Here is a 25,245-nt window from a genome sequence, read left to right as displayed (position 1 = left end):
TCACGGCGCCCGGTCCTTGTCCCGGGTCAGCAGCGCGAAGCCCGCCCGGTCCACGGAGACCGCCGCCCCCGCCAGCACCACCGCGCCGGTGCCCGAGGCGCGGTCCAGGCCCAGCCACGAACGGAAGCCGCCCGTCCCGCCGTTGTGCATCGTCACCGTGAGGTCCCGCACCCGCAGCGTGATCCACGCCGCGCCGATCCGCGTCCCCGCGCCGAACGGGACGACCGGATCGAGCGCCGCCGTCCCCGGCGCCGTGCCGTCGAGCAGCGCGGCGGTGAAGCGCGCCATGCTGCCGATGTCCGCCCGGATCCCGCCGGCCGGGCCCAGCGCCTCGCCCGTCCACGGCTCGCGCGGCCGGCCCCGCCGGGTCGTCCCCGCCACGGCGCCCGGCAGCAGCCCCGCCGGACCCGCCGGGAGGTAGAAGCGGTCGAGCCCGAGCGGTCCGCCGATCCGCCCGGCGACCAGCCGCTCGTACGACGTCCCCGCGGCGGCGGCCAGCGCGTGCCCGAGCAGCTCGAAGCCGAAGTTCGAGTAGCGGGGCCGCGTCCGGCCCGGCCGTACCGTACGGGCCTGGTCGACCAGCGCCGCCAGGTCCTCGCCGTACGGATTGGCCCCGTGCCGCCACAGCGCGAACGTCCGCCGCCACGGCCGCGCCGCGGCCGGCAGCCGCGGCAGCCCCGACCGGTGGGTGGCCAGCGCGCCGAGCGTCACCGCCCCGGCCGGCACGTCCGCCAGCGGCAGCAGCGCCCCGAGCCGCGTGTCCGCCGTCACCTCGCCGCGCTCCAGCGCGTCCGCGTACAGCAGCCCCGTGACGCCCTTCGACACCGACCCGATCTCGAAGTCGGCGTCCGGCGCCGCCCCCACCGACGCCGTCCGCGCGCCCCCCGGGCCGACCAGGGCCCCCGCCACCGGGAACCCCCCGCCCGTCAGCGCCCGCAGCCGCCCCGCCAACCACTCGTCACCGTGATCCCCGTCCATGCGGGCCACCCTAGTTCCCGCCCAGGGAAGCGCTGTGACCCATGTCACGGATTCCGCTTCCGCTCTTTCCGTTATCGCCGTGCCGGGCCCAGGCTCTCCCAGGCGCAGGAAACTCCGGGAACGGCAGAGAAGGACGGACGGCGTGCAGCGGACCACAGGCGCGGACGAGATGACGGACTGGATACAGGCGGCGCGGTACGGCGACCCCTGGGCGTGCGACCAGGTCCTCGGCGCCCACCGGCCGCTCGTGCACGCCCTGGTGTCCCGCGCCCTCGTCTTCCGCCCCTCCGTCGCCGCCGACCCCGTCGTCCGCGACACCCTGCGGCGCGCCCACGGCACGCTGCACACCCTGCCGCACCCCGGGGCGTTCCGCCCCTGGCTCCTCGCCCTCGCCGTCGACACCACCCTCGGGCACGCCTCCGCCAGCCTCGACGAGGCCGGCGGCTGGCTCGACGTCCAGGACGCGCTGCTCGCCGCGCTCGGCTCGCTGGAGGACGAAGGTCTGCTGGCGCGGTACGAGACGGCCGCCGCGCTCCAGTGGACGCCGGACGACACCGCCCCGCGGATGGCGACCGCGCGGACCCGGCTCGACGCCGCCCGGTCCGTCGGCGCCGCGCTGGCCCGCCGCCCCCGCTGCCCCCGGCTCCGGGAGCTGACCGCCGGCTGGGACGGCCGGCCCGGTGCCGGATGGCGCGACCACCTCGCCGCCCACACGACCACGTGCGCGGCCTGCGCCGGGGTCGTGGTGGCCGCCGCGACGCCCGGGTCTCACCCCGGTCCTGACGTCGAGGGTCCGTTCACCGGCGCCGGGACCGACGCGCCGACCCTGGCCCACGACCTCGGCGGGATCACCCCGGCCGCCCCCGTCGCCCCCGCGCCCCCCACCGCCCCCGCCGCCGGCGGGAGGCGGGGGACGCGGGCGGACCGCCGCCGGCGGCGCCAGGCCCAGGAACGGACCCGGCGGCGGGCCGCCGTCGCCGCCGGGATCGCGGTCGTCGCCGTCACCGGCGGCGCGTTCTCGCTGTACGGCGGGCGGGACGGCCAGCGGGAGATCCTGGAGGCGAACCGCGCCGCCGTCCCCGGCCCCGACACGCCCCTCACCCACGACCCCGACTCCCTGACGGCCACCCCCGCCACCGTCGCCGCGGCCCCCACCGCCTCCACCCCGCCGTCCGGCCGGACGACCGCATCCGCCACGCCCGACGCCCGGCGCACCCCCACCGCGCGCCCCACCACGGCCGCGCCCACCCCGCAGCGCACCCTCGCGAGCCCCGCCGCCCGCCCGCAGAAGCCGACCGCCGCCCCGACCACCGCCCCTGCCCCCGCCCGGACGACCGCCCCGGAACCCGCGCGGACGACCGCGGCGCCGACCGCCGGCACCGACCCGGCCCCCGGCGGCGGCAGGCAGGACGACGGCGGCGGCCAGGGATCGGCGGCCGACCAGGTGCTCTCGCTCGTCAACGCCGAGCGCGCCAAGGCCGGCTGCGGGCCGCTCACCGCGAACGCGACCCTCGCGCGTGCCGCGCAGGGCCACTCCGCCGACATGGCCGCCCGGGACTTCTTCGACCACACCAACCCGGACGGCGACGGCCCCGGCGAGCGCGTCACCGCCGCCGGCTACCCGTGGAGCACCTACGGCGAGAACATCGCCAAGGGCCAGACGACGGCCGAGCAGGTCATGGAGGCGTGGATGAACAGCCCCGGCCACCGCGCCAACATCCTCAACTGCGACTTCAAGGAGCTCGGCGTCGGCGTCCACACCGACGGCGGCCCCTACTGGACCCAGGTGTTCGGCGCCCGCTGACCGCCCGCCACCGCCCGCCCCCCGGGCCGTTGTCCGGCGCGGCCGTCACCGCTCGGCCGCCGCCACGAGCGCGGACAGCTCGACCCGGGACCGCAGCTGCAGCCGCGCGTACACCCCCCGCAGATGGTGGTCGACGGTCCGCGGGCTCAGCGACAGGCGGGCGGCGACCTCCTCGTTGGTGGCGCCCTCCGCGACGAGCCGGGCGATCCGCCGCTGCTGCTGGGTGAGCGCGGCCAGCGCGGACGGCTCCGGGCGCGGCGTGCCCGGCGCGCCCGTCGCCCGCAGTTCCGCGCGCGCCTGCCGGGCCCAGCCCTCGGCCGCCGCCCGCTCGAAGGTGACCAGCGCGTCGCGCAGCGGGCCCCGTGCCTCGCCCGGGCGGCGCCGCCGGCGCAGCCAGGTCCCGTACGCGAAGAGGGTCCGGGCCCGCTCGAAGTCGTTGCCGCCGTCCTCGTGGTGCCGCAGCGCCTCGCCGAACCAGCGGGACGTCTCCTCGCCGTGCCGGGCCAGCAGGGCGCGGCAGCGGGCCAGTTGGGCCGGGGCCGGCCGGTCCAGCCCGAACGCCGCCCAGCGCGCGTACTCCTCCGTCGCCTCGCGCGCCTCGCCCGCCCGGCCCGCCGCCACCGCCGCCTCCACGAAGCAGGGCACGGCCAGCATGCGGAGCGCGAAGTGGCCGCTGTGAGGGCCGGGCCGGACCAGCGGCGCGAGGCGCGCGGCGGCCTGCGCGGGGAGGCCGGCCGCCGACTCGGCCCGCGCCAGGGCCCATTCGGCGAGCGTCACCGCCTGGGCGAGCCCGTGCGGGCGCCCGATCGCCAGCGCCCGCTCCGCGTGCTCCCGGACGGACGGCCCGTCGCCGGTCACCGACGCCACCAGGGCCAGCACCGCGTGCTGGTGCGCCGCCGAGTTGAGCTGGCCCGTCGCGCGCGCCGCCCGCAGGCCCTCCCCGGCGGCGTGCCCGGCCCGGGCGTACCGGCCGGCGCGCAGCTCGGCGTACGCGAGGTGTTCGAGGATCCGGGGAAGCAGGGAGGCCCGTTCCTCGGCGCGCGCCCGTGCCAGCGCCCTGCCGTGCAGCCGCGCCGCCGCCGTGACGTCCCCGAGCACCAGGGCGGCCGATCCGGCCCGCAGCAGCAGCCGGGGCTCGTCCCGGTCCGCGCCGACCGCGACGACCGCGGCGAGCGGGCGCCGCGCCCGGTCGGGGCGGACGGTGAGCGCGGCCCGCAGCCCCTCGGCGAAGGCCCGCTCCGTCCCCGGGCCGGCCGGGGCGAGGTCGAGCGCGGCCAGGCAGGCGTCGACGTCCCCGGCCGCCCAGGCCGCCTCCATCGCGAGGAACCGGGCGTCGGCCGCCTCGGCGGGCTCCCGGTCCCGCAGCACCTTCGCCGCCTGGAGGAACGCGTCGTGCGCGTCCATCACCGGTCCGCCCGCGAGCGCCGCGAAACCACGGGTCAGCAGCGCCCGGCCGCGCGCCGCGACGGAACGCGCCCGGACGGCCGGGGGCGGCCCCAGCCGGTCGGCCCGGTGCCGCTCGTGACGGTCCGGCAGCCCCGGGTCCCGGCGCCGGACCTCCTCCTTCGGGTACGGGCTCCGCCCGGCGGCCGGGCCGCCGTCCCGGGGCCGGTCCCCGTGGCGGGCCGCCGCGCGGCGCAGGAACGGGTCGGGGAAGGCGAGCGCGTCACCGTCGCGGTGCAGCAGCCCGGCCGCCACCAGGCCGTCCAGCGCCTCCGTCGGCACCCGCAGCGACCGGGCGCGGGCCAGGACCGCGCCCACGTCCGTACGGCCGGGGTCCCCGCCCGCCGGCCGGCAGGCGCGCGCCACCACGCCCAGCAGCCGGCGCCCGTCCGCCGGCAGGGCGCCGAGCAGCCCGCCGTACACCGTGACCAGCACGCCGTCGTCCACCAGCCGCCCCGGCCCGGCGACCGTGCCGGCGAGCACGCCGGGCGCCAGCCGGCGGACCGTCTCGACGAGGACGCCCGGGTGCCCGGCCGCCTCGTCGAGGAGCCGCTCGGCCACGGCCGGCGCGACGCGCCCCCCGCCCGCGTCGGCCAGCAGCGCCCGGGCGTCCGCCCGGTCGAGCCGTGACAGCCGGACGACGGGCGCGGCGCCCGGCGCGTCCGCCGCGGGCAGCGGCCGGCCGGGCGCCGACGCCACCAGCCATCCGAGCCGCGTCGTGCCGCGCGCGGCCGGGGACCGCCAGTGCGCCGTGAACGCGGCCCGCGAGTGCGCGTCCCACAGCGGGAAGTCGTCCAGGCAGAGCAGGACGGGACCGGTTCCGGACAGGGAGGCAGCGAGCGCCGCGGCGACGCCGCCGGGACCCCGGGCGAGCCGGGCCGCCCGGCAGGCCGCCGCACCCGACGGCGCCAGCGCGTCGCACAGCGCCCGCGCGGCGCTCCACGGCACCTGCCGGCGGGGCGCCCCGATCACGTACGCGACGCCGGGGAAGTCCCGGGCCGCCCGGGCGAGCAGCGCGGAGCGCCCCTCGCCGGGCCCGCCGGTCACGACGACCACCGGCTCGGCCCCGAGGCGGCTCTCCTTCGGGGCCGACAGCCGGTGGACGGCGGCGAGTTCGGCCTCCCGGCCGTACAGCACGGGCCCGGTTGCGGCGGTCACGCCCGTCACGCTAACCGGCCCGCCGGACGGCCGGTACCGGTCGGTAAGGGGGTCTGGGCCGGAGCCCAGCCCCCCGTGGCCGGGGCTGTGCCCGCGCACAGGACCCGGGTCCGGAACCCGGTCCCGGACCGGCCTCAGGAGCCCAGCGGGCAGCTGCCCCGGTACTCCTCGATCGTCAGACTCGGCCGCGGCAGCGGGCAGAGGAACTGCTCGTACCGGGTGTCGTCGTCGATGAACCGCTTCAGCCACGCGATGCTGTACTTCGCGATCGTCGTGTCCGAGGTGTTGGGCGTGAAGTGCGAGGCGCCGTTCAGCTCCAGGTACGCCTTGTCGAGGCCGGCGGGCAGGCTCTCGTAGAACGGCTCCGAGTGGGTGGCGACGGGGGCGATGGTGTCGCCGTCCGCGCCGATGACGAGGGTCGGGGTGCGCAGCTCCGGCCAGGTCTTGTCGGTGTTCCAGCCGGTCAGCGGCACCGCGGCCTTCAGGCTCGGCCGGCTCTTCGCCGCCTCCAGCGTGCCGCCGCCGCCCATCGAGTGGCCCATCACGCCGAGCCGCGAGGTGTCGATCCGGTCCCGGACGGCGCTGCGCTGGGTGAGGTGGTCGAGCGCGGCGAGGAGCTGCCGGCCCCGGCTGTCGGGCTGGTCGAGCGTGGTGAGCGTGTCGATCACGAACACGACGAAGCCCTGCGAGGCCAGCCGCGGACCGAGCCAGGCCACCGACGACTGCGTGGCGGTGAACCCGGGGGAGATCGCCACCGCGCCGAACGTGCCGTCGGCGGTGCTCGTCGGGTAGTAGATGGTGCCGCCGCCGAAGCCGACGGCGGCGAGCGAGGAGACCGAGGTCTGCGCGACCGCGTAGGGGCCGCGCGACGCCTCGATGCTCGCCACGGTGGGCGCGGGGCCGCGCTCGTACGGATTGCCGGCCGCCGCTCCCGCGCCCGGGGCGAGGAGCAGGGTGAGGCCGGCGGTGACGGCGGTGGCCGCGGCAAGGTATCGCTTCACGACGAAGTCGTCCTCTCGTGTCGTGGTACGGCCGCCCCGGGGGAGGGGAGACCGCTGCCGTGGGGGCAGGCCCCGCCACTGTGGGGGCGGCACGGGACGCCGTCATCGGCACAATCACCGGTCCTGCGGCGGTGGGGGCCCCGCGCCGCGGTCCGCCGGGGGCGTGACAGACTGCGGGACCGACCCCGGACGGCCGCGACAGGAGGACCCGATGACCGCGCGCTCCCGGTCCGCCGAGGCCCCCGCGCTCGTCGTGCGGTACGGCGCCGGCGCCCCGGCCGGCGCGGTGCTCCTGCTGCACGGCGGACGCGCCGACGGGCTGGAGGCCCCGCCGTACCTCAACCTCCCCGCGCTGCGGATGCGGCCCTTCGCCGAGGCCGTGCGGCGGGCGGCGCGCGGCCGGGCGGTGCTGGTCGCCGAGGGCCGCTACCGGCACCGGGGCTGGAACGGCGACCGCGCCGACGCCGCCCGGGACGCCGGGACCGCGCTCGCCCGGCTGCGGGACCGGTTCGGCGCGATCCCCGTCGTGCTCGTCGGGCACTCCATGGGCGGCCGGGCCGCGCTCGCGGTCGCCGGGGACCCGGCCGTCCGGGGCGTCGTCGCCCTCGCGCCCTGGTGCCCGCCGGGCGAGCCGGTCGCCCACCTCGCGGGCCGCCGGCTGTACCTGCTCCACGACGAGACGGACCGGGTGACGGCCGCCCGCGACTCGTGGGCGTTCGTCCGCAGGGCCCGGGAGGCCGGCGCCGACGCGACCGGCGTCCCCATGCCGCTCGGGGGCCACGCCATGCTGCGCGGCGCCCGCCTGTGGCACCGGCGCACCGCCGAACTGGCCCTGGAGACCCTGGCGTCCGGACCCGCCTGACGGCCTCCGGGCCCGTTCCCGACTCGCGGGACCGGGCGCGGCGGGCCAGGATCGGGCGGAGGGGGCGCGCCACCGCGCCCCACGCGGCCGCGCGGGCCCGGCCCACCGCCCCCGCGCCTGTCCCGGGAGGCGTCCGTGTCGGAACTCATCGTGATCGGGTACGAGGACCGTGCCGCCGCCGAGGCGGCCCTCGCCACGGTGCAGGACCTCCAGCGCGACCAGGTGCTGGTCCTCAACGGCCTCGCCGTCGTGTCCGTGGACGAGGAGGGCGCCACCCACGTCGACACGTCCAGCCGGGTCGTCGGCGTCACCGCCGCCACGGGGGCCCTGTGGGGGACCATCTTCGGCATCCTCGTCCTGGCCCCCGCGGTCGGCGCCCTCACCGGTGCCGCGCTCGGCGGACTCGTCGGCCGGCTCAGCAAGTCCGGCATCGACGAGCGGTTCCGGCAGCAGGTCGGCGACCTGCTGCGGCCGGGCGCCGCCGCCGTCGTGATCATGGCGGCGAAGCTCACCGAGGACAAGTTCACCGCGGCGATGCAGCCCCACGGCGGCACCGTCCTGAAGACGTCCCTCAGCGACGCGGACGAGAAGGAGCTGGCCCAGCAGCTCGCCGACCCCGAGTGACGTCCCCGGGCGGCGCCCCGCCGTCGCCCTTCGTCAGCTCCCGCCGGCAGCGCCCCGTCAGCTCCCGTCGTCCGCCCGGAAGGCCAGCAGGGCCGTGTCGTCGCGGTGGTCCGACAGCTCCTGGAGTACGCCGAGCAGATCCGGCAGCGGGAGCCGGCGGACGCGGGCGGCCTCGGCGGCGAGCCGGCGCTGGCCCTCGTCGATCGCGGCGGCCGGGGTCTCGATCAGGCCGTCGGTGTACAGCAGCAGCGTGTCGCCGGGCCGCAGGACGTGGGTGCGGCTCGTCCGGGGCGGGTCCGGGGCCACGCAGAGCGGCGGGTCCGCCGCGCCGGGGAGGAAGCGGGCGGCGCCCTCGGCCGGGACGAGCAGCGGCGGCGGGTGGCCCGCGTTCGACCAGGTCAGCGGCCAGGTGCCGGCCGGTCCGCGCCGCAGGGTCGCGTGCAGCGCGGTCGCCAGGTCGGCGGTGGCCAGGCCCGCCGCCACCTGGTCGAGCCGGGCCAGCACCTCGTCCGGCGCGGCCTCCGGCCCGCCCGCGTACGCCAGCGCCCGCAGCATGCTGCGCATCTGCCCCATCGCCGTGGCCGCCGTCAGGTCGTGGCCCGCCACGTCCCCGATGCCGAGGACGAGCGTCCCGTTCGGCAGCGTGAAGGCGTCGTACCAGTCGCCGCCGATCTCCCCGCTGGGGCTGGCCGGCTGGTAGCGCGCGGCCAGCGTCCCGCCCCGCACCGGCGGCGGGTCGGTCAGGTGCGCCCGCTGGAGGCCGAGCGCGGTCCGCCGGGCCCGCTGGAGGTCGAGGACCTTCTGGATCGGGCCCTGGGCGTGGTGCAGCACCTCCCGCAGGAGCTCGGTCTCGGCCGGTCCGGGGACCGGTGTGTCGCCGTTGCTGCTGGAGGCGGCGTAGCCGAGGACGAGGTCGTCGACGATCAGCGGGACGAGGGTGAGGCTGGTGGCCCCGGAGGCGGTCAGCCAGCGTTCGCTGACCGTCGGGACGAGCCCGGGCGGCACCGGGGCGCCCGGCTCCAGCGGGAAGGTGACCGGCTCCCGCCCCGCCAGCACCGCGCGCACGGCCGGCGTCACCGCCACCTCCTGGCCGCGCAGCGCGGGCGGCGCCGGCAGGCCGGGCCGGGTCGCCGACGCGATCCGGCGCGCCGTCACCCCGGCGTGCTCCGGCAGCGGCCACTCGTCGTGCGACAGCAGCAGGATCAGGCAGGCGTCGGTGAGTTCCGGCACCAGCACCTTCACGACCTCCGCGAACGCCTCCGGCAGGCTCGCCTCGGTCACCGCGGCGACCTTCGCGAGCAGCCGTTCGCGCAGCCGGGTGCCCCAGCCGTCCTCGATGTCGGCGGTGGCCGCCACCCACTCGGCGACGCGCCCGTCCCGCAGCACCGGCACGCAGCGCGTCGACAGGTGCCGGTACGAGCCGTCCGCCGCCCGCACCCGGAACGTCGCCTCGAACACCCCGGGCCGCTCGCCCTCCCGCGCCGCCCGCCGCCACGCCGCGCTCAGCGCCTCCCGGTCGCGCGGGTGGATGTGCGGGTACCAGCCCTCGTCGGCGCGCGGATGCCAGGGCCTTCCGGTCAGCTGCGCCCAGCCGGGGACCAGTTCCTCCATGGACCCGTCGGCGCCCATCACCCACACCATCTGCGAGACGGCCGAGACCAGCGCCTCGTACCGCTGGAGCGCCTGCGTCTCGGCGGTGGTGTCCATGGCGAGGACGAGGATCCCGGGGCCCTGCCCGGTGGTGACGGGGCTGCACGAGTACACGAAGTGCCGGGCCTGCCCGGCGGCCCCGGGGTCCGTCCGCCGCTCGCCGACGACCTGCCGGGCCCGGCCCGTGGCGCGGACGGATTCGAGCACGGCCAGGAAGCGGTGCCCGTCCGCGTCCGGGAAGGCGGCGCGGGCCGGGAGGCCGATCCGCCGGGCGCCGAAGAGCCGGGTGAACGCGGAGTTGGTGTAGAGCAGCCGCCCTTCGGGTCCGGCGAGGACGGCGACGGCGGCGACGGTCCCGTCGAACATGCGCGGATCGACGGGCGTCCCGCCGACGGCGGAGCCCGCGTCCGTACCGCCGGAGCCCGGGCCCGTGCGGCCCGTGCCGCCCGGGCTCCCGGCCGCGCCCGTCGCGCGCGAGCCCGGTGGGGTGCCGGACGCGTGGGTTCCGCGTCCGGCGGGGTCGTCGGTGCTCTCGCCGCCCTTCACGCTCCCATCATCGCGGCGCGGGCCGGGCCCGGCCCGCCGCGGTGCCGCCGTACGGCGGTGTCCGGCGTGGTTGACGCGCGTCGACCGACGGGCCAGGCTTCCTCCCGACAGGCGCTGTCTGACAGTTGCATGACACGCCCGCACGGCACGCACGCAAACACGCACGGCATTACACGCACGGCATCACCCGCACGGCCCTGTTCTCCGTACGTCCCCGTACCCGCAGAGAGGGAGGCCCGCCCGTATGTCCCCGCACCCCCGCGCTTCCGTTCCGCCCGTGTCGCTCGCGTCCCCCGTGACCCGGCTCCTGCTCGCCCTCGTGCTGACGGTCGCCGGCCTGTCCGGCGTCGTGGCCGGGGCGTCCCCCGCCCGCGCCGACGGCTGCTACACCTGGTCCCGCACCCTCTCGCAGGGCGCGACCGGGGCCGACGTCACCCAGCTCCAGATCCGGGTCGCCGGCTACCCGGGCTACGGCGGCGTCCTCGCCGTCGACGGCTCCTACGGCCCGGCCACCACCGCCGCCGTGAAGCGCTTCCAGTCCGCCTACGGCCTCGCCGCCGACGGCGTCGCCGGCCCCGCGACCTTCAGCAAGCTGTACGCGCTCCAGGACGACGACTGCACGCCGGTCCACTTCTCGTACGCCGAGCTGAACGACTGCAACACCACCTGGGCGGGCGGCGCCGTCAGCGCCACCACCGCCAAGGCCAACGCGCTGCGCACGATGTGGAAGCTGGAGGCCCTCCGGCACGCCCTCGGCGACGAGCCGATCCGGGTGACCAGCGGCTTCCGCAGCACCGCCTGCAACGCGGCCGTCGGCGGCGCCTCGGACAGCCGGCACCTCTACGGCGACGCCGCCGACCTGGGAGCCGGCCCGCACTCGCTGTGCCGGCTGGCCCAGCAGGCCCGCTACCACGGCTTCAACGGGATCCTCGGCCCGGGCTACCCCGGCCACTCCGACCACGCGCACGTCGACCACCGGGCCGGCCGGTACTGGTCCGCGTCCTCCTGCGGCATCTGACGGCCGCCGACCCCGCCCGTCCGCTCCCGGTCCGGCCGCACGCGCGAGCGCCGCGGCCGGACCGGGAGCGCCGGGCTCAGTACGTGACGCCCACGTGCGCCAGCGCCTGCTTCAGCAGGACGCCGTGGCCGCCCGGCATCTCGCTCTGGACGGCCGCGGACGCGGCCTCCTGGGGGCTGAACCAGACCAGGTCGAGGGCGTCCTGGCGCGGGCGGCAGTCGCCGCTCACCGGGACGATGTAGGCGAGCGACACCGCGTGCTGGCGCGGGTCGTGGAACGGGGTGATGCCCGCGGTCGGGAAGTACTCCGCGACCGTGAAGGGCTGGAGCGACGCCGGCACCCGCGGCAGCGCCACGGGGCCGAGGTCCTTCTCCAGGTGCCGCAACAGGGCGTCCCGGACGCGCTCGTGGTGCATGACGCGTCCGGAGACGAGGGTGCGGCTGATCGTTCCGTCGGCGCCGATGCGGAGCAGCAGTCCGATGCTCGTGACTTCGCCGCTGTCGTCCACCCGTACGGGAACCGCGTCGACGTACAGGATCGGCATCCGGGCGCGGGCCGTGTCCAGCTCGTCCGAGGTCATCCAGCCGGGCGTGGTCTCAGTCATGTCAGACATCGCCTGATCATACTTTCCGCGACGACCGCCGCGCGGTGATTCGGGCGTCAGCCGTTCGGGTGGCTCGGGGGAGCGCCGGCCCGCCGTCACTTGACCGACCCGGCCATCACCCCCTGCACGAAGTGGCGCTGGAAGGCGAAGAACACCACCAGCGGTACCACCAGGGACAGGAAGGCGCCCGGCGCGAGGACGCCGATGTTGGAGCCGAACTGCCGCATCTGCGACTGGAGGGCCACCGTCAGCGGCTGGGACTCGCCGTCGGCGAAGAGCAGCGCCACCAGCATGTCGTTCCAGACCCACAGGAACTGGAAGATCGCCAGGCTGGCGAGCGCCGGCCGGCCCAGCGGCAGCACGAGCCGCCGGAAGATCCGCCACTCGCCGCCGCCGTCGAGCCGGGCCGCCTCCAGCATCTCGCGCGGGATCTCCGCGAAGAAGTTCCGCAGCAGGAACACCCCGAACGGCAGCCCGTACGCCACGTGGAAGAGCACGACGCCGGCGACCGTCCCGAACAGGCCGACCGCGCCGAAGAGTTTCGCCACCGGCAGCAGGCCGATCTGCACCGGGACCACCAGCAGCCCGACCACGACCAGGAAGAGGCCGTCCCGGCCCGGGAAGTGCAGCCAGGCGAAGGCGTATCCGGCGAGCGCGGCGATGCCGACGACGAGGACCGTGGTCGGCACCGCGATCAGGACCGTGTTCCAGAACGCCTGGACGAGTCCCGAATCCGCCAGCAGAGCGCGGTAGTTGTCGAAGGAGAGCTGGGACGGCTCCACCAGCGACGTCCACCAGCCGTCCGAGGCGTTGTCCCGTTCGGAGCGCAGCGAGGACAGCAGCAGCCCCGCCAGCGGGGTGATCCAGACGAGGGCGACCAGGACGAGCAGCGACTGCACCGCCGCACTCCCCAGCCACCGGGTCACGCGCGTGGGCCTGTTCCTGTTCATGAGCCGCCGCCCTTCCGGAAGCGCCGGATGTTGAAGACCATCGCCGGGACGACCAGCAGGAGCAGCAGCACGCTGAGGGCGGCGCCGAGCCCCTGGTCGTTGCCGCCGCCGAAGGAGACCAGCCACATGCGGGTGGCCAGCACGTTCGCCTCCTCCTGCACGGGGCCCGGGGCGATGACGTACACGAGGTCGAAGACCTTCATCACGTTGATGACCAGGGTGACGAGCACGACGGTGAGGACGGGGGCGAGCAGCGGGACGGTGATCCGGCGGAAGATCTGCCGTTCGTTCGCACCGTCCACACGGGCCGCCTCCATCACGTCGCGGGGGAGCGCGGCGAGCCCGGCACCGATCAGCACCATGGCGAAGCCGGTCCACACCCAGAGGTAGGCGCCGATGATCGCCGGGGTGACGAGCGCCGGCCCGAGCCAGTCGACTCCGCCGTAGCCGGCGGCGAAGTTGCCGGCCGGCACCCGCAGCCGGTACGTGCCGTCGGCGAGCCCGTCGAAGCGGAAGGTGCCGTCGGCGGCCGTGCGGGCCGACGCCACCGCCTTCCCGTCGCGGACGGCCTCGACGGTCATGCCAGGCAGCCCCTTCTCCGCCGCGTCGACCTCGCCCGTCCGGCCGCCCGCGCCGGGCGTGAAGTCCAGGTACACCGTCCCGGACAGGGTGCCCGGGGCCGGTTCCGGGGCCCGGGCCGGTTCCGTCCCCGCCGGGACGGCCCCGGGGGCGACGCCCACGAACGGCAGGACGGCGACGGCACCGGGCCGCAGCTCGCCGCTCGTGTAGCCGTCGGCGGGGGTGCCGGCGAGGCCCCGGTCCTCGCGGGCACGGGCGGTCGGATACGGGGCCGGGTCGTCGAAGGCGTCGTGGACGCCGACCACCACCGCGTTGAGCACGCCCCGGTCCGGATCCTGCTCGTACGCCAGCCGGAACACGATGCCCGCGGCGAGGAACGACACGGCCATCGGCAGGAACAGCACGAGCTTGAACGCGGTCGCCCAGCGGACCCGCTCGGTCAGCACGGCGAGGATGAGGCCGAGCCCGGTGAGCAGGACGGGCGCGACCACCACCCAGACGGCGCTGTTCCGCAGCGCCTTCAGGGTGGCCGGGTCGCGGACCATCTCCAGGTAGTTGCCGGCGCCGACGAACCGGTCGCCGGTCGCGTCGAAGAGGCTACGGACGACGGAGAAGACGACCGGGTAGGCGACGAGGGCGCCCAGGAGCAGGAGGGCGGGCAGGGCGAAGGCGGCGCCGAGGAGCCGCCGCGAGCGCCGGGCGCGGCGCCGCGGGTCGGCCGCGGCGCGCGCCTGCCGCCGCCGGCCCGGGACGGACTGCCGGTCCATGGCGGCCGGCCTCAGTTCCCGTACGCCTTGGCCGCGGCCGCCTCCAGGGCGGCGGCGGTCCGCGCCGGGTTCGACGGGTCGCGCAGGAAGTCCTGGAGGAGCTTCCACTCGCCGGCGCCCTTGGTGCCGCCGAAGGCGGCGGGCGCCTGGTCGGACATGTCGAAGCGGACGGAGTCGCCGGCGGCGACGAGCGAGGCGGCGGTGGCGCGGGCGGTGTCGTCGGCGTACGCCTCGGGCTTCACGTCCTTGTTGGGGGAGAGGAAGCCGCCGGCGCCGGCCCACACCGCGGCGGCCTCCGGGGTGGCCAGGTACTCCAGGAACCGCATGCCGGCCTCGGCGTTCTTCGCGTCCTTCAGGACGACGGCCGCGTCGCCGCCGCTGACCACCGGCGCCTTCCCGGAGCCGACCGGCGGGAACGGGAAGAACTTCGCGTCCTCGCCGGGCTTGCGCCCGAACTCGTCCTTGGCGACGCCGCCGACGAAGTCGCCCTCGTAGACCAGGGCGGCCTTCGGTTCGGGGCCGAAGACCTTCTCGACGGAGCCGGGGAAGTCGGTGCGCAGCGCCTCGGCGGCGCCGCCGGCGACCAGCCGCTCGTCCTTGAAGACCTCGCCGAGGGTGGTGAGGGCGGTGACGACGCTGGGGTCGGTCCACTTCAGCTCGTGGCGGGCGAGCCGGTCGTACTTCTCCGGTCCGGCCTGCGACAGGTAGATGTTCTCGAACCAGTCGGTGAGCGTCCAGCCGTCCTCGCCGGCGACGGCGAAGGCGGGCCTGCCGGAGTCGGCGAGCGTCCGGCCGGCCGCCAGGAGGTCGTCCCAGGTCTTCGGCTCGGTCACGCCCGCCTGTTCCAGGGCGGCGGGGTCGTACCAGACGGTCGACTTGTGGGCGGCCTTGAAGTACAGGCCGTAGAAGGTGCCGTCGACGGTGCCGTAGTTCTTCCAGACCGGTGCGAGGTTGCCGCCGGCGGTCGCAGCGGTCTTCTCGGAGAGCGGCTTGAGCCAGCCGGCCTTCGCGAACTGCTGGAGGACGCCGACCTGGGGGACGAGGACGACGTCGGGGGCGTTGCCGCCCTCGATCTTGCTGCCGACGAAGGTGGAGACGTTGTCGCCGGAGGGGACGAAGACGGTCTTGGCGCCGGTCTTCGCGCTGAACGCGTCGAGGACCTTCTTGAAGTTGGTCTGCTCGCTGCCCGTCCAGACGCCCGCGACCGTGACGGTCGTGCCGCTGAGCTCGCCGCCGGACGCGGTGTCCCCACCGCCGCCGCAGGCGGTCGCGGTGAGCGCGAGGGCGAGGGCCGCGGAGAGCGCCCCGGTGGCGCGGAGGGTGGGGAGGGAGGGTCGTCGCATGGTCGTCCTTCCTTCGCTTCGATACTTTCATGTTAAGTAGAGATGGCGAATGCATGTCAACGGTGCAGCGCCAACTGGCAGGGCAGGCAGCAGAATTGGGAAGGCGTCAGGGGTAACGGAGAACCCCCCTACCTAACGCGTAGGCAGAGGGGCCGGAGGAGTCGCGGGACGGAGGAGGCGGTCGTGGTGTCAGTCGCCGGCGGGAACCCCCGGCTCCCGCCCGTCGTGCGGGATCGCCGCCAGCTCACGCGTCAGCCGCCGCACCCCCTCCTCCGGCGAGGCCCGCAGCGCCAGCACGTCCTGCGCCACCGCCTGCACCGCCAGGCTCACCTGGTCGTACCGCGCGCTCTTCGGCCGCGGCACCGCCGCCAGCACGCTCTCCCGCAGGATCGGCAGATACGGGTGGGCCGCCACCAGCTCCGGATCCGCGTACAGCGACGCCCGCACCGGCGGCAGCGACCCGCGCGTCAGCACCTGCCGCTGCACCCGCTCGCTCGTCAGATAGGCCAGGAAGTCGTACGCCGACGCCGGGTGCCGCGACCGGGCGGACACCGCCAGGTTCGACCCGCCCAGCACGCTCGTCCCCGGCCCGTACGGCCCCGGCAGCGGCACCGCCCCGAAGCGGCCCGCCACCCGCGACCCCGGCCGGTCCGCGTCCGCGTACACGTACGGCCAGTTCCGCAGGAACAGCAGCCGCCCCTCCATGAACGCCGCCCGCGACTCCTCCTCCGTGAACCCCAGCGCCTCCGCCGGGATCCACCCCTCCCGCACCCCGCCGGCCAGGAACGTCAGCGCCGCCCGCGCCGCGTCCGAGTCCACCCCGACCCGCGCGCCCTCCTCCCGCAGCACCGTCCCGCCCGCCGACTGGATCGCCTCCGTCACGTTCACCGTCAGCCCCTCGTACGGCAGGAACTGCCCCGCGTAGCCGCCGAGCCCGTGCCGCGGCGCCAGCGTCCGCGCCAGCCGCGCCAGCTCCGCCCACGTCCGCGGCGGCCGCTCGCCCGCCGCCTCCAGCACGTCCTTCCGGTAGTACAGCAGCCCGGCGTTGGTCACGTACGGCACCGCGTACAGCCGTCCCCGGAACGTCGCCGTGTCCACCACCGGCGGCAGGAACGCCGCCAGGTCGAACCGCTCCCGCTCCAGCGGCGCGACCAGCCCCGCCGCCGCGAACTCCGACGTCCACGCCACGTCGATGTTCAGCACGTCGAACCGGCGGCTCCCCGACCGCAGCTCGCTCAGCATCTGCGCCCGCGTCTCGTCCGCCGAGTCCGGCAGCTCCACCAGCGTCACCGGCTCCGCCGGCCGCCGCGCGTTCCACTCCGCCACCAGCGGGCCCAGATAGTCGGTGAGGTCGCCCGCCGTCACGAACGTCAGCGCGCCCCGCCCGCCGGCCGGCCCGGGACCCGGCGGCGGCGCGCCCCCGGCACACCCCGCCAGCAGCACCGCCGCCGCCAGCACGCCCCTCGCCACGGACCGTACCCACCCCATGCGTTCCTCCCGGACGTGGTGCCGCACGCGACGGTCCATCGTGGCAGACCCGCGGCGCGCCCCATCGGTGATACTGGTCCGGCGGACCCGGCGACCGCCGGTCCACCGGCCCCCGGGCCGCCACCACCGGGCCGGGAACGGCGCACGACACAGAAGGGGGAGCGCGTGCGGCAGCAGCTGCTGGCACTCCTCACCCGGGGCCCCGCCCACGGCTACGAGCTCAAGCAGGGTCTTGAACAACTCCTCGGCTCCGCCTACCCTCAGCCCAACGTCGGCCAGGTCTACGTGACCCTCGGCCGGCTGGAGAAGAGCGGACTCATCGAAGGCGAGGACGTCGAACAGACGGGCCGCCCCAACAAGCGGATCTACCGCCTGACCGACGCCGGACGGGAGGCCGTCGCCGCGTGGTTCGAGGACACCACCGACGAACCCCGGGTCCGCGACGGATTCTTCATGAAACTCGCCCTCGCCCCCCTCTCCGGACTCGCCGACCCGATCGCCCTGATCAACCGGCAGCGCCGGCAGCACCTCAACACCATGCGCAGCCTCTCCCGGCTCGCCGCCGCGCAGGACCGCGACAACAAGATCGCCCAACTCCTCATCGAGGGCGCCATGCTGCACCTCCAGGCCGACCTCGACTGGCTGGAGCGCTGCCAGGAGGAACTCGAATGAGCGGACCCGGACCGGTCCCGCCCGGCGCGCTCGTGCACGCCGAGGGACTGACCAAGACCCACCGCGGCGACCGCGCCCCCGTCCCCGCCGTCCGCGGCGTCGACCTCACCGTCCGCGCGGGCGAGTTCGTCGCCGTCACCGGCCCCTCCGGCGCCGGTAAGTCCACCCTCCTCCACCTCATCGGCGGCCTCGAACGCCCCGACGCCGGCCGCCTCTGGATCGACGGCCTGCGGGTCGACACCCACGGCGAGGCCCGCTGGGCCGTCCTGCGCCGCCGCAGCGTCGGCATCGTCTTCCAGTTCTTCAACCTCGTCTCGCACCTCACCGTCGCCGACAACGTCGAACTCCCCGCCCTCCTCGCCGGCGCCACCCCCCGCGCCGCCCGCGCGAGCCGCGCCGAACTCCTCGCCGAACTCGGCCTCCAGGGACGCGAGAACGCCCTCCCCGCCGCCCTCTCCGGCGGCGAACAGCAGCGGGTCGCCCTCGCCCGCGCCCTCGTCAACCGGCCCGCCCTGCTGCTCGCCGACGAACCCGCCGGCAGCCTCGACAGCAAGGGCACCCGCGACGTCCTGCGCCTCCTCGCCCGCTTCCACGCCCGCGGCCAGACCATCCTCATGGTCACCCACGACGCCCGCATGGCGAGCGCCGCCGACCGCGTCATCAGCTTCTTCGACGGCCGGATCGCCGACGACGCGCCGCTCGGCGACCCCGCACCCACCCGCCCGGGGGTGACCGGCGTCCTCGACCTGGAGGACTGACCGCACGACGGAGACCGGCGCGGCGGCGGCAGAGGCGGGCAGGCGGCGCGGCGACGGCGAGGAGAGGACCAAGAGATGCGGGCCACCTGGCGATGGGTCCACGCGGACCTGCGCACCCACCGCGGCGAAGCCCTCTTCGCCGTCCTCGCCAGCGCCGGCGTCATCGCCTCCCTCCTCCTCTCCGCCGCCCTCCTCAGCTACGCCGTCAACCCCTGGCAGCGCCTCTTCAACCAGTCCCGCGGCAGCCACGTCTGGGTGCACGGCGCCTTCGACCCCGCCGCCCTCGCCCCGCTCGCCGCCCTCGACGAGGTCGCCTCCGTCTCCGGCCCCTTCCGCACGGCCACCGCCACCCTGGAGACCGGCGGCACCCGCGCCGGCGTCGTCCTGCGCGCCACCGGAACCCGGCCGCCCGACACCGCCCGCCCCCTCCTCACCGCCGGCCACTGGCTCACCCCCGGCGCCCCCGGCGACCGGATCGTCCTGGAACGCACCCTCGCCCGCGCCCTCTGGGCCGAACCCGGCGAGACCGTCACCGTCACCGTCCCCGGCCGGCACGGCCCCACCCGCCGCACCCTGTACGTCGCCGGTGTCGCCGAGACCGCCGAACCCCGCTACCACCCCGGCCGGGGCGACGGCATCGGCTGGATCCTCCCCGGCACCCTCGACCGGCTCGCCCCCGCCACCACCGGACAGACCGCCGGTCTGCGCCTGCACGACCCCGACGACACCGACTACGCCGTCCAGCGCGCCGTCACCCTCCTCGGCGCCGCCCGCATCGACCAGGTCACCAAGTGGCAGCAGGCGAAGGCCGACACCGGCGGCGACGACCGGCTCCTCGGCCAGATCTTCGCCGCCTTCGGCCTCGCCGCCCTCCTCGCCGCGGCCGTCGCCGTCGCCGGCGCCGTCCGCGCCCGCGTCCGGGGACAGGCCGGCGACATCGCCGTCCTCAAGGCCATCGGCTTCACGCCCGGCCAGGTCGTCCGCGGCCTCCTCCTCCAGCAGCTCTCCTTCGCCGTCGCCGGCGCGGCCCTCGGCACCGCCGCCACCCTCGCCTGCGGACGGTGGATCCCCGGCCGGATCGGCGACGCCGTCGCCCTGTGGCCCCGCATGCCGGGCCACCGCGCCGCCGTCGTCGGCGTCCCCCTCGCCGCCGTCCTCCTCATCGCCGCCGCCACCGCCCTCGCCGCCTGGCGGGCCGGCCGGGTCCCCCCGGTGCCCGCCGCCCGCTCCGCCCACCCCGCCGCCCGCCCGCTGTCCGCCCTCGGCCGCCGCGCCCTCGGCCTGCGCCTCTCCCCGGTCCTCGTCCTCGGCTGGCGCTCCGCCTTCACCGCCCCCGGCCGCGCCCGCGCCCTCGGCGCCACCGTCCGGCTCGCACTCCCGCTCACCCTGATCACCGTGGCCCTCGTCGCGGCCACGACCCTCGGCCAGTTCCGCACCGACCCCGCCCGCGTCGGCCGGCCCGCCGCCCTCACCGTACGCACCGAACCACCGCCCCCCGACGGCCTCGCCGCCGCCCTCGAGACCGTCCCCGGCGTCGCCGACGCCGTCCCCGGCGCCGAGTTCACCGCCCTCGTCCCCGGCCAGACCGGCACCCTCACCCTGCGCGGCCTCGGCACCCGCGGCGCGCCCTACCCGCACACCGTCGTCGAGGGCCGCGCGCCCCGGGGTCCCGACGAGGCCGTCGCCGGGCAGGGGCTCCTCGACCTCCTCGGCGTACGGGTGGGCGAGTGGGTCCGGATGACCGTCGAGGGCCGCCCGCAGATCCTCCATCTCGTCGGCCGCAGCATCGAACCCGACCACGGCGGCCGGGTCGTCTCCACCACCCTCGACACCCTCCGCGACGGCGACCCCGGCCTCCGGCCCGCCTTCCACGCCCTCGTGCTGCGCCCGGACGCCGACCCGCGCGCGGTCGCCGCCGCCGTCCCCGCGGCGGCCGGGGTCCGCGCCGAGGTGCGCGGCACCGCCGACCCGGCGGGCGGCGAGGACGCGCCCCGAGGCGTGCTCGCCGCCCTCGCGGCGGTCCTCGCCCTCATCGCCCTCGTCGAACTGCTCACCCTGATCGGCACCGGGGTGCGCGACCGGGTCCGCGACCTGCTCGCCCTGCGCGCCATCGGCCTGACCCCGCGCCAGATCGGCGCCGTCGTCGTCACCGCCGCCGCGCTCACCACCCTGGCCGCCGCCCTGCTGGGCACGGCCGCCGGCGCGGCCCTCGGGCACCTGCTGGTCGACGCGGAAGCCGCCGCGACCGGCCTCGGCGCCGGAGTCGCCCGCCTCCCCGACCCGGCCGCGCTGGCCGCCCTGGTCCTGGCCGTCACCGCGGCCGGCGCCCTCGCCGCCGTCCCCCCGGCCGTCCGCACCGCCCGCCGCCGCCTCACCGACTCGGCGGGAGAGACCCTGTGACCCCGGCCGTCACCGCCGGCGGATCAGGACCCGCGCGGCCCGGGCGAGGAGACGGGGGTCGGTGAGGGCCTTCGGGGGCGCCTCCATGTGGACGACGCGCAGATAGGCGGCGTTGACGCCGGAGTCGATGACCGACGCCTCGGTGAGCCGGTCGGCCACCCACTTCTGGGCCCGGTAGCCGCGCGGGTAGGGCCCCGTGACGTGCGGCTGCGCCAGGTCGGCGGCGGTGGACAGCTGCCAGGCCGCGTCGACGGCCATCTCGGCGCGGCGGAAGTAGGGAAGGGCCGGGGCGTGCGGACGCGGTCCGGTCCGCAGGTACGCGGCCAGCGCGTCGGCCTCCAGCGCCGCCAGCGTCAGGCCCTGCCCGTACACCGGGTTGACGCTCGCCAGCGCGTCCCCGACGACCACCAGCCCGCCGGGGAAGCGGCGCAGCCGCGTGTGGACCCGGCGGCGGCTCTCGACGAAGCGGTACGTGGTGACGGGCCCGATCATCGCGGACTCCTCGGCCACCGTGCGGATCGGCGCCACGCAGCGGCGCATCCGGCGCAGGAACTCCTCCGGATCGGGGCCGGGTCGGTGTCCGGCGTACCCGGCCAGGACGACCGACCAGCGGTCGCCCTCGACGGCGGCGAGCGCCCCGGGCTCCGTCACCTCGGGCCGGTAGCCGCTCGCGGGGCCGGGCGTGGAGTGGGCGACGACGGTGGTGCCGAGTTCGCCGCCGCGCCGGAAGGAGGCGGTGGCGTACCCGAGGTCGATGCGCATCCGGTCGACGGGCGCTGCGTCCCAGCCGTGCCGGGTCAGCCAGTCGCCGAGCCGGCTGGACCTGCCGGTGGCGTCGACGACGAAGTCGGCGGGGATCTCGGCGGGTATCTCGTGGGGGACGCCGTCGTGCGGGGCGCCGTCATCGTGCGCGGGGGCGGCGGTGGTGACGCCGGCCACGTGCCCGCCCCGGAGGACGAGGTCGGTGACCTCGGCCCGGACGAAGCGCACCTGGGGGAGGAGGGCGACCCTCCGGCGCATCCGGTCCTCCAGGAAGGGGCGGGTGGCGCCGAGCATCCGGGACGCGGCCACCGGGGCCTTCAGCCGGCCGTCGACGTAGAACCGCACGTCGTCACCCTCGCCGAGCCGCGCCCCGTCCCGCACGAGCTCGTCGGTGAGGCCCGGGAACCAGTGCTCCAGGCGGCGGTGGCCCATGGACAGCAGGGCGTGGAGCTGCCGCCGCTGCGGGGCGCGCTTCCCGAGGCCGTCGTCGCCGATCACGTCGGGTTCGACGACGACCACCTCCTCGGCGTGGTCGCTCAGCACGCGGGCCGCCAACAGCCCCGCGTAACTGCCCCCCATGACGACGGCCCGCTGCATCCTCTACCCCCACCTCGGCCTGCGTTTCGGTCCCGGCACCTTACGGCACGCGGGGGAGCGGTGCGGTGCGGGGCGTGGTGAGTCGTATACCAAAAAGGGGCCTCATGGCTGACGTGGTGAGGGTGCTCCTTGCGCTTTCAGTCCATATGGGAAGGCTAGGTGCCGCATCGGGCCCGCGGTAGCTCTTGTTCCGCATCCGAATATTGGTATACAAAACGAGGATCGGAGCTCGTTCCGCCCCGGGGAGTTCTCCAAGTGGCTCGACGTCCACCGGCCCGTCGCCTCCGGTCCGACACCGGTCTCCCCCTCGCTCACCTCTTCCGCCCTTCCCGCAAGGAGTGACCCATGCAGCAGTCCCCGGCTCCCACCGGTGCCGTGTCGCGCCGCGCCATGCTGGCCGGTGCCGCGGCCCTGGCCGGCACGACCGCGGCGGCGGCCGTCGCCGCGGCCCCCGCCTCCGCCGCCGTCCCGGCCGCCGCGCCCGGCGCCGGCGGCGCGGCGGAGCGGAGGCCGCGGACCGTCGTCTTCCGGGACGTGCGCCCGTTCGGCGGCGCGGCCACCGACCTGGTCGTCGTGGACGGGAAGGTCAGCGGCGGACCGGCGCCGCGCGGCGCGAAGGTCGTGGACGGCGGCGGCCGGATCGCGCTGCCGTCCCTGGTCGACGCCCACATCCACCCCGACAAGACGACGTGGGGCGGCGCGTGGGTGTCGCGGCGGCCGGCGTCGACCATCGCCGACTTCGTCGAGCAGGACGTGGAGCTGTTCCGCGCCCAGACCCGCTCGGTGGCGGAGCGCGCGTACGGGCTGATGAGCCACGCCGTCAGCCGCGCTACGCGCGGGATGCGCGCCCACGCCGACGTGGCCCCGGCGTACGGCCTGGCCGGCGTCGAGGGGCTGGCGGAGGCGCGGCGCCGCCTGGCCCACGCGCTGGACGTGCAGATCGTCGCCTTCCCGCAGCACGGCGTCGTCCGCACGCCCGGCACCGCCCGGCTCCTGGAGGAGGGCGCCCGCCGGGGCCTCGTCGACATGATCGGCGGCATCGACCCCCTCGGCTTCGACCACGCCCTCGACGAGCACCTGGACACCGTCTTCGGCATCGCGGACCGGCACGGCGTCGGCGTGGACATCCACCTGCACGACGGGGGAGACGAGGGCGTCCGCGCCCTGCGCGGGATCATCGACCGCACCCGGGCCCTGTCGCTCACCGGCAAGGTGACGGTCAGTCACGTCTTCTGCCTGCCCGAGCTGCCGGACCGGGACCTCGGCGCCCTCGCGACCGACCTGGCCGCCCAGGACATCGCGCTCACGACCGTCGCCCCCTCGCGCGACCTCGTCCTCCCGATCGCCCGGCTGCGCGAGCACGGGGTCCGGGTCGGCCTCGGCTCCGACGGCGTCCGCGACTCCTGGAGCCCCTTCGGCAACGCCGACATGCTGCACCGCGCCCACATCCTCGGCTGGGTCACCGACGTCCGCCTCGACGAGGAGCTGGCGGACTGCTACCGGGCCGCCGCGCACGGCGGCGCCGACGTGATGGGCCTGCCGCACGCCGACCTCACGCCCGGCGCGCCCGCCGACTTCGTCCTCGTGCGGGGGCAGGGGCTGCCCCAGGTGGTGGTGGACATGCCGCAGCGCGACCTGGTCGTGCACGGCGGTGTCGTGGTGGCCCGGGACGGCGAGTTCGTCTCCTGACCGGAGGAGGCCGGGCGGCGGGCCGTGGGGCGGCGAGCCTTCGGGGCGGCGCGGCTTGCGGGCGGCGGGGTCTGCGGGGCGGCGAGCTCACGGGCGGCGGGGGATCGCGCAAGGGCGTGATCCGGCCAGTCGCCGGAACGCCGTAAAGGCGGACCCACCGCCCCGTACCGCCGCCGCCGGAGCCGGCCGTCCGGGCTCCGGCGGGTGTCCGGCGGCGTCAAGGGTGCGGGCGCCGGACGGGGGGCGACCTCCCGTGCCTGAACTGCAACGGGTCTCTGCAGTTTTCTGACCTGTTTTCAGTTCGGGACAAGAGGCAGCCCGTTCGGCGACCGCGCGGCGGGTCCTGGCGTGGACGCGCGTAGAGCGGCCGAAAGTCCACCTTGCCGCACCCGGCCGGCGGAGCCGAGGATTCCTCCCAGTGCAGCGCTTGTCAGGTTCATGTCGGTCACCCATGGCCGATCCGCACTCCCCGACCGAGCCGCCCACCCAGCGGCCCGCCCCCCCATACGGAGGATCCAGTGAACCGTACGTCCCGCAGCCGCGGCCTCACCAAGGGCACCCGCCTGCTCGCCGTCCTCGGCGCCTTCGTCGCCGCGACCGCCCTCGCCGCCCCCACCTCCTCGGCCCAGTCGGCCGACACCCCCCGGGCCACCGCCGCCGCGCTCTCCTCCGCCAGCGACGCCGTCCTCCAGGCCGACGTGCCGGGCACCGCCTGGTACACCGACCAGGCCACCGGCAAGGTCGTCGTCACCGTCGACGCCACCGTCACCCAGGACGAGATCGCCGCCCTCCGCAAGGCCGCCGGCGGCAACGCCGCCCACCTGAAGATCGAGCGCACCCACGGCAAGATCAACAAGCTGATCGCCGGCGGCCAGGCCATCTACGCGGGCGGCGGCGGACGCTGCTCCCTCGGCTTCAACGTCCGCAGCGGCAGCACCTACTACGCCCTCACCGCCGGCCACTGCACCGAGATCGCGAGCACCTGGTACACCAACTCCGGCCAGACCTCCGTGCTCGGCTCCCGGGCCGGAACCAGCTTCCCCACCAACGACTACGGCATCATCCGCCACTCCAACGCCTCCGCCGCCGACGGCCGCGTCTACCTCTACAACGGCAGCTACCGAGACATCACCACCGCCGGCAACGCCTACGTCGGCCAGTCCGTCCAGCGCAGCGGCAGCACCACGGGCCTGCGCGGCGGCACCGTCACCGGCCTCAACGCCACCGTCAACTACGGCAACGGCGACGTCGTCTACGGCATGATCCAGACCAACGTCTGCGCCGAGCCCGGCGACAGCGGCGGCGCCCTGTTCTCCGGCACCACCGCCCTCGGCCTCACCTCCGGCGGCAGCGGCAACTGCTCCACCGGCGGCACCACCTTCTTCCAGCCCGTCACGGAAGCCCTCAGCGCCTACGGCGTCAGCGTGTTCTGACCGCCGCACCACTGAGCGGAGCACACGGCGCGCCGGGCGGGAGCACCCCTGCCCGGCGCGTCCGCGTCCGCCGCCCCGCCCCCCGCCGTGCCCCCGCCGCGGGTCCCGCCGTATCGGTG

At 76.7% G+C, this 25,245-nt stretch carries 19 protein-coding genes; 9 read left to right on the top strand and 10 right to left on the bottom strand.

From position 1 onward, the window contains the following. Complete coding sequence (locus tag ACFVQZ_RS02230; RefSeq protein ID WP_030497629.1) at positions 1-978, bottom strand: serine hydrolase domain-containing protein; 978 nt, start codon at positions 976-978, stop codon at positions 1-3. A gap of 142 nt (positions 979-1,120) precedes the next feature. On the opposite strand from ACFVQZ_RS02230, the gene ACFVQZ_RS02225 reads away from it, so the two are divergent. Beyond that, positions 1,121-2,782, top strand: a complete 1,662-nt coding sequence (locus tag ACFVQZ_RS02225; RefSeq protein ID WP_383618921.1) for a CAP domain-containing protein — start codon at positions 1,121-1,123, stop codon at positions 2,780-2,782. A gap of 45 nt (positions 2,783-2,827) precedes the next feature. On the opposite strand, the gene ACFVQZ_RS02220 is transcribed toward ACFVQZ_RS02225, so the two are convergent. Then, positions 2,828-5,383 carry a LuxR C-terminal-related transcriptional regulator gene (locus ACFVQZ_RS02220; RefSeq protein ID WP_383618919.1) on the bottom strand — a complete coding sequence of 852 codons (2,556 nt, stop codon included), beginning with the start codon at positions 5,381-5,383 and terminating at the stop codon, positions 2,828-2,830. A gap of 134 nt (positions 5,384-5,517) precedes the next feature. Further along, a complete protein-coding gene (locus tag ACFVQZ_RS02215) occupies positions 5,518-6,384 on the bottom strand; it encodes a dienelactone hydrolase family protein (RefSeq protein WP_030497632.1) in 867 nt (288 codons plus the stop codon). A 211-nt stretch (positions 6,385-6,595) separates the two neighbouring features. On the opposite strand from ACFVQZ_RS02215, the gene ACFVQZ_RS02210 reads away from it, so the two are divergent. Both ACFVQZ_RS02210 and ACFVQZ_RS02205 read left to right on the top strand, forming a co-directional pair. Further along, positions 6,596-7,246, top strand: a complete 651-nt coding sequence (locus ACFVQZ_RS02210) for an alpha/beta hydrolase (RefSeq protein WP_383618917.1) — start codon at positions 6,596-6,598, stop codon at positions 7,244-7,246. Positions 7,247-7,381: 135 nt separating this feature from the next. Then, positions 7,382-7,870: a DUF1269 domain-containing protein gene (locus tag ACFVQZ_RS02205; protein WP_383618916.1), complete on the top strand. Its 489-nt coding sequence runs from the start codon at positions 7,382-7,384 to the stop codon at positions 7,868-7,870. 57 nt (positions 7,871-7,927) lie between these two features. Here ACFVQZ_RS02205 and ACFVQZ_RS02200 read toward each other — a convergent pair whose 3' ends face one another. Then, positions 7,928-10,066: a SpoIIE family protein phosphatase gene (locus ACFVQZ_RS02200; RefSeq protein WP_383618914.1), complete on the bottom strand. Its 2,139-nt coding sequence runs from the start codon at positions 10,064-10,066 to the stop codon at positions 7,928-7,930. 244 nt (positions 10,067-10,310) lie between these two features. Here ACFVQZ_RS02200 and ACFVQZ_RS02195 point away from each other — a divergent pair, with 244 nt between their 5' ends. Further along, a complete protein-coding gene (locus tag ACFVQZ_RS02195; RefSeq protein ID WP_383618913.1) occupies positions 10,311-11,084 on the top strand; it encodes a D-Ala-D-Ala carboxypeptidase family metallohydrolase in 774 nt (257 codons plus the stop codon). Between the two features lie 76 nt (positions 11,085-11,160). On the opposite strand, the gene ACFVQZ_RS02190 is transcribed toward ACFVQZ_RS02195, so the two are convergent. From ACFVQZ_RS02190 to ACFVQZ_RS02170, 5 genes are all read right to left on the bottom strand, one after another. Continuing rightward, entirely contained in the window at positions 11,161-11,697 is a 537-nt protein-coding gene (locus ACFVQZ_RS02190) for an NUDIX hydrolase family protein (protein WP_107645539.1), read from the bottom strand. 86 nt (positions 11,698-11,783) lie between these two features. Next, complete coding sequence (locus tag ACFVQZ_RS02185) at positions 11,784-12,638, bottom strand: carbohydrate ABC transporter permease (protein WP_383618911.1); 855 nt, start codon at positions 12,636-12,638, stop codon at positions 11,784-11,786. After that, positions 12,635-13,984 carry an ABC transporter permease subunit gene (locus ACFVQZ_RS02180; RefSeq protein WP_383618909.1) on the bottom strand — a complete coding sequence of 450 codons (1,350 nt, stop codon included), beginning with the start codon at positions 13,982-13,984 and terminating at the stop codon, positions 12,635-12,637. The genes ACFVQZ_RS02185 and ACFVQZ_RS02180 overlap by 4 nt, the downstream gene beginning before the upstream one ends. Positions 13,985-13,995: 11 nt before the next feature. Beyond that, positions 13,996-15,327: an ABC transporter substrate-binding protein gene (locus ACFVQZ_RS02175; protein WP_030497640.1), complete on the bottom strand. Its 1,332-nt coding sequence runs from the start codon at positions 15,325-15,327 to the stop codon at positions 13,996-13,998. 189 nt (positions 15,328-15,516) lie between these two features. Next, positions 15,517-16,815 carry an ABC transporter substrate-binding protein gene (locus tag ACFVQZ_RS02170; protein WP_383618907.1) on the bottom strand — a complete coding sequence of 433 codons (1,299 nt, stop codon included), beginning with the start codon at positions 16,813-16,815 and terminating at the stop codon, positions 15,517-15,519. 165 nt (positions 16,816-16,980) lie between these two features. On the opposite strand from ACFVQZ_RS02170, the gene ACFVQZ_RS02165 reads away from it, so the two are divergent. The 3 genes from ACFVQZ_RS02165 (at position 16,981) to ACFVQZ_RS02155 (ending at position 20,645) form a co-directional block, all read left to right on the top strand. After that, a complete protein-coding gene (locus tag ACFVQZ_RS02165) occupies positions 16,981-17,487 on the top strand; it encodes a PadR family transcriptional regulator (protein ID WP_030497642.1) in 507 nt (168 codons plus the stop codon). After that, positions 17,484-18,245, top strand: coding sequence for an ABC transporter ATP-binding protein (locus tag ACFVQZ_RS02160; RefSeq protein ID WP_383618905.1), 762 nt, complete (start codon positions 17,484-17,486; stop codon positions 18,243-18,245). Before ACFVQZ_RS02165 ends, ACFVQZ_RS02160 begins: the two co-directional genes overlap by 4 nt. Before the next feature lie 75 nt (positions 18,246-18,320). Continuing rightward, the gene (locus ACFVQZ_RS02155) at positions 18,321-20,645 is read left to right on the top strand and encodes an FtsX-like permease family protein (RefSeq protein ID WP_030497644.1); all 2,325 of its coding nucleotides are present in this window, start codon (positions 18,321-18,323) and stop codon (positions 20,643-20,645) included. 9 nt (positions 20,646-20,654) lie between these two features. On the opposite strand, the gene ACFVQZ_RS02150 is transcribed toward ACFVQZ_RS02155, so the two are convergent. Beyond that, entirely contained in the window at positions 20,655-22,004 is a 1,350-nt protein-coding gene (locus ACFVQZ_RS02150) for a hypothetical protein (RefSeq protein WP_383618903.1), read from the bottom strand. Positions 22,005-22,349: 345 nt separating this feature from the next. Between ACFVQZ_RS02150 and ACFVQZ_RS02145 the strand changes: the two genes are divergently transcribed. Continuing rightward, positions 22,350-23,693: an amidohydrolase gene (locus ACFVQZ_RS02145; RefSeq protein ID WP_383618901.1), complete on the top strand. Its 1,344-nt coding sequence runs from the start codon at positions 22,350-22,352 to the stop codon at positions 23,691-23,693. 518 nt (positions 23,694-24,211) lie between these two features. After that, on the top strand, positions 24,212-25,126 hold the full coding sequence (locus tag ACFVQZ_RS02140) for a S1 family peptidase (RefSeq protein WP_383618899.1): 915 nt from the start codon (positions 24,212-24,214) through the stop codon (positions 25,124-25,126). Positions 25,127-25,245: the final 119 nt, after the last annotated feature.

The organism is Streptomyces sp. NPDC057854, assembly GCF_042797055.1.
GTDB lineage: Bacteria > Actinomycetota > Actinomycetes > Streptomycetales > Streptomycetaceae > Streptomyces.
This window is presented reverse-complemented; position numbering and strand designations above follow the sequence as displayed.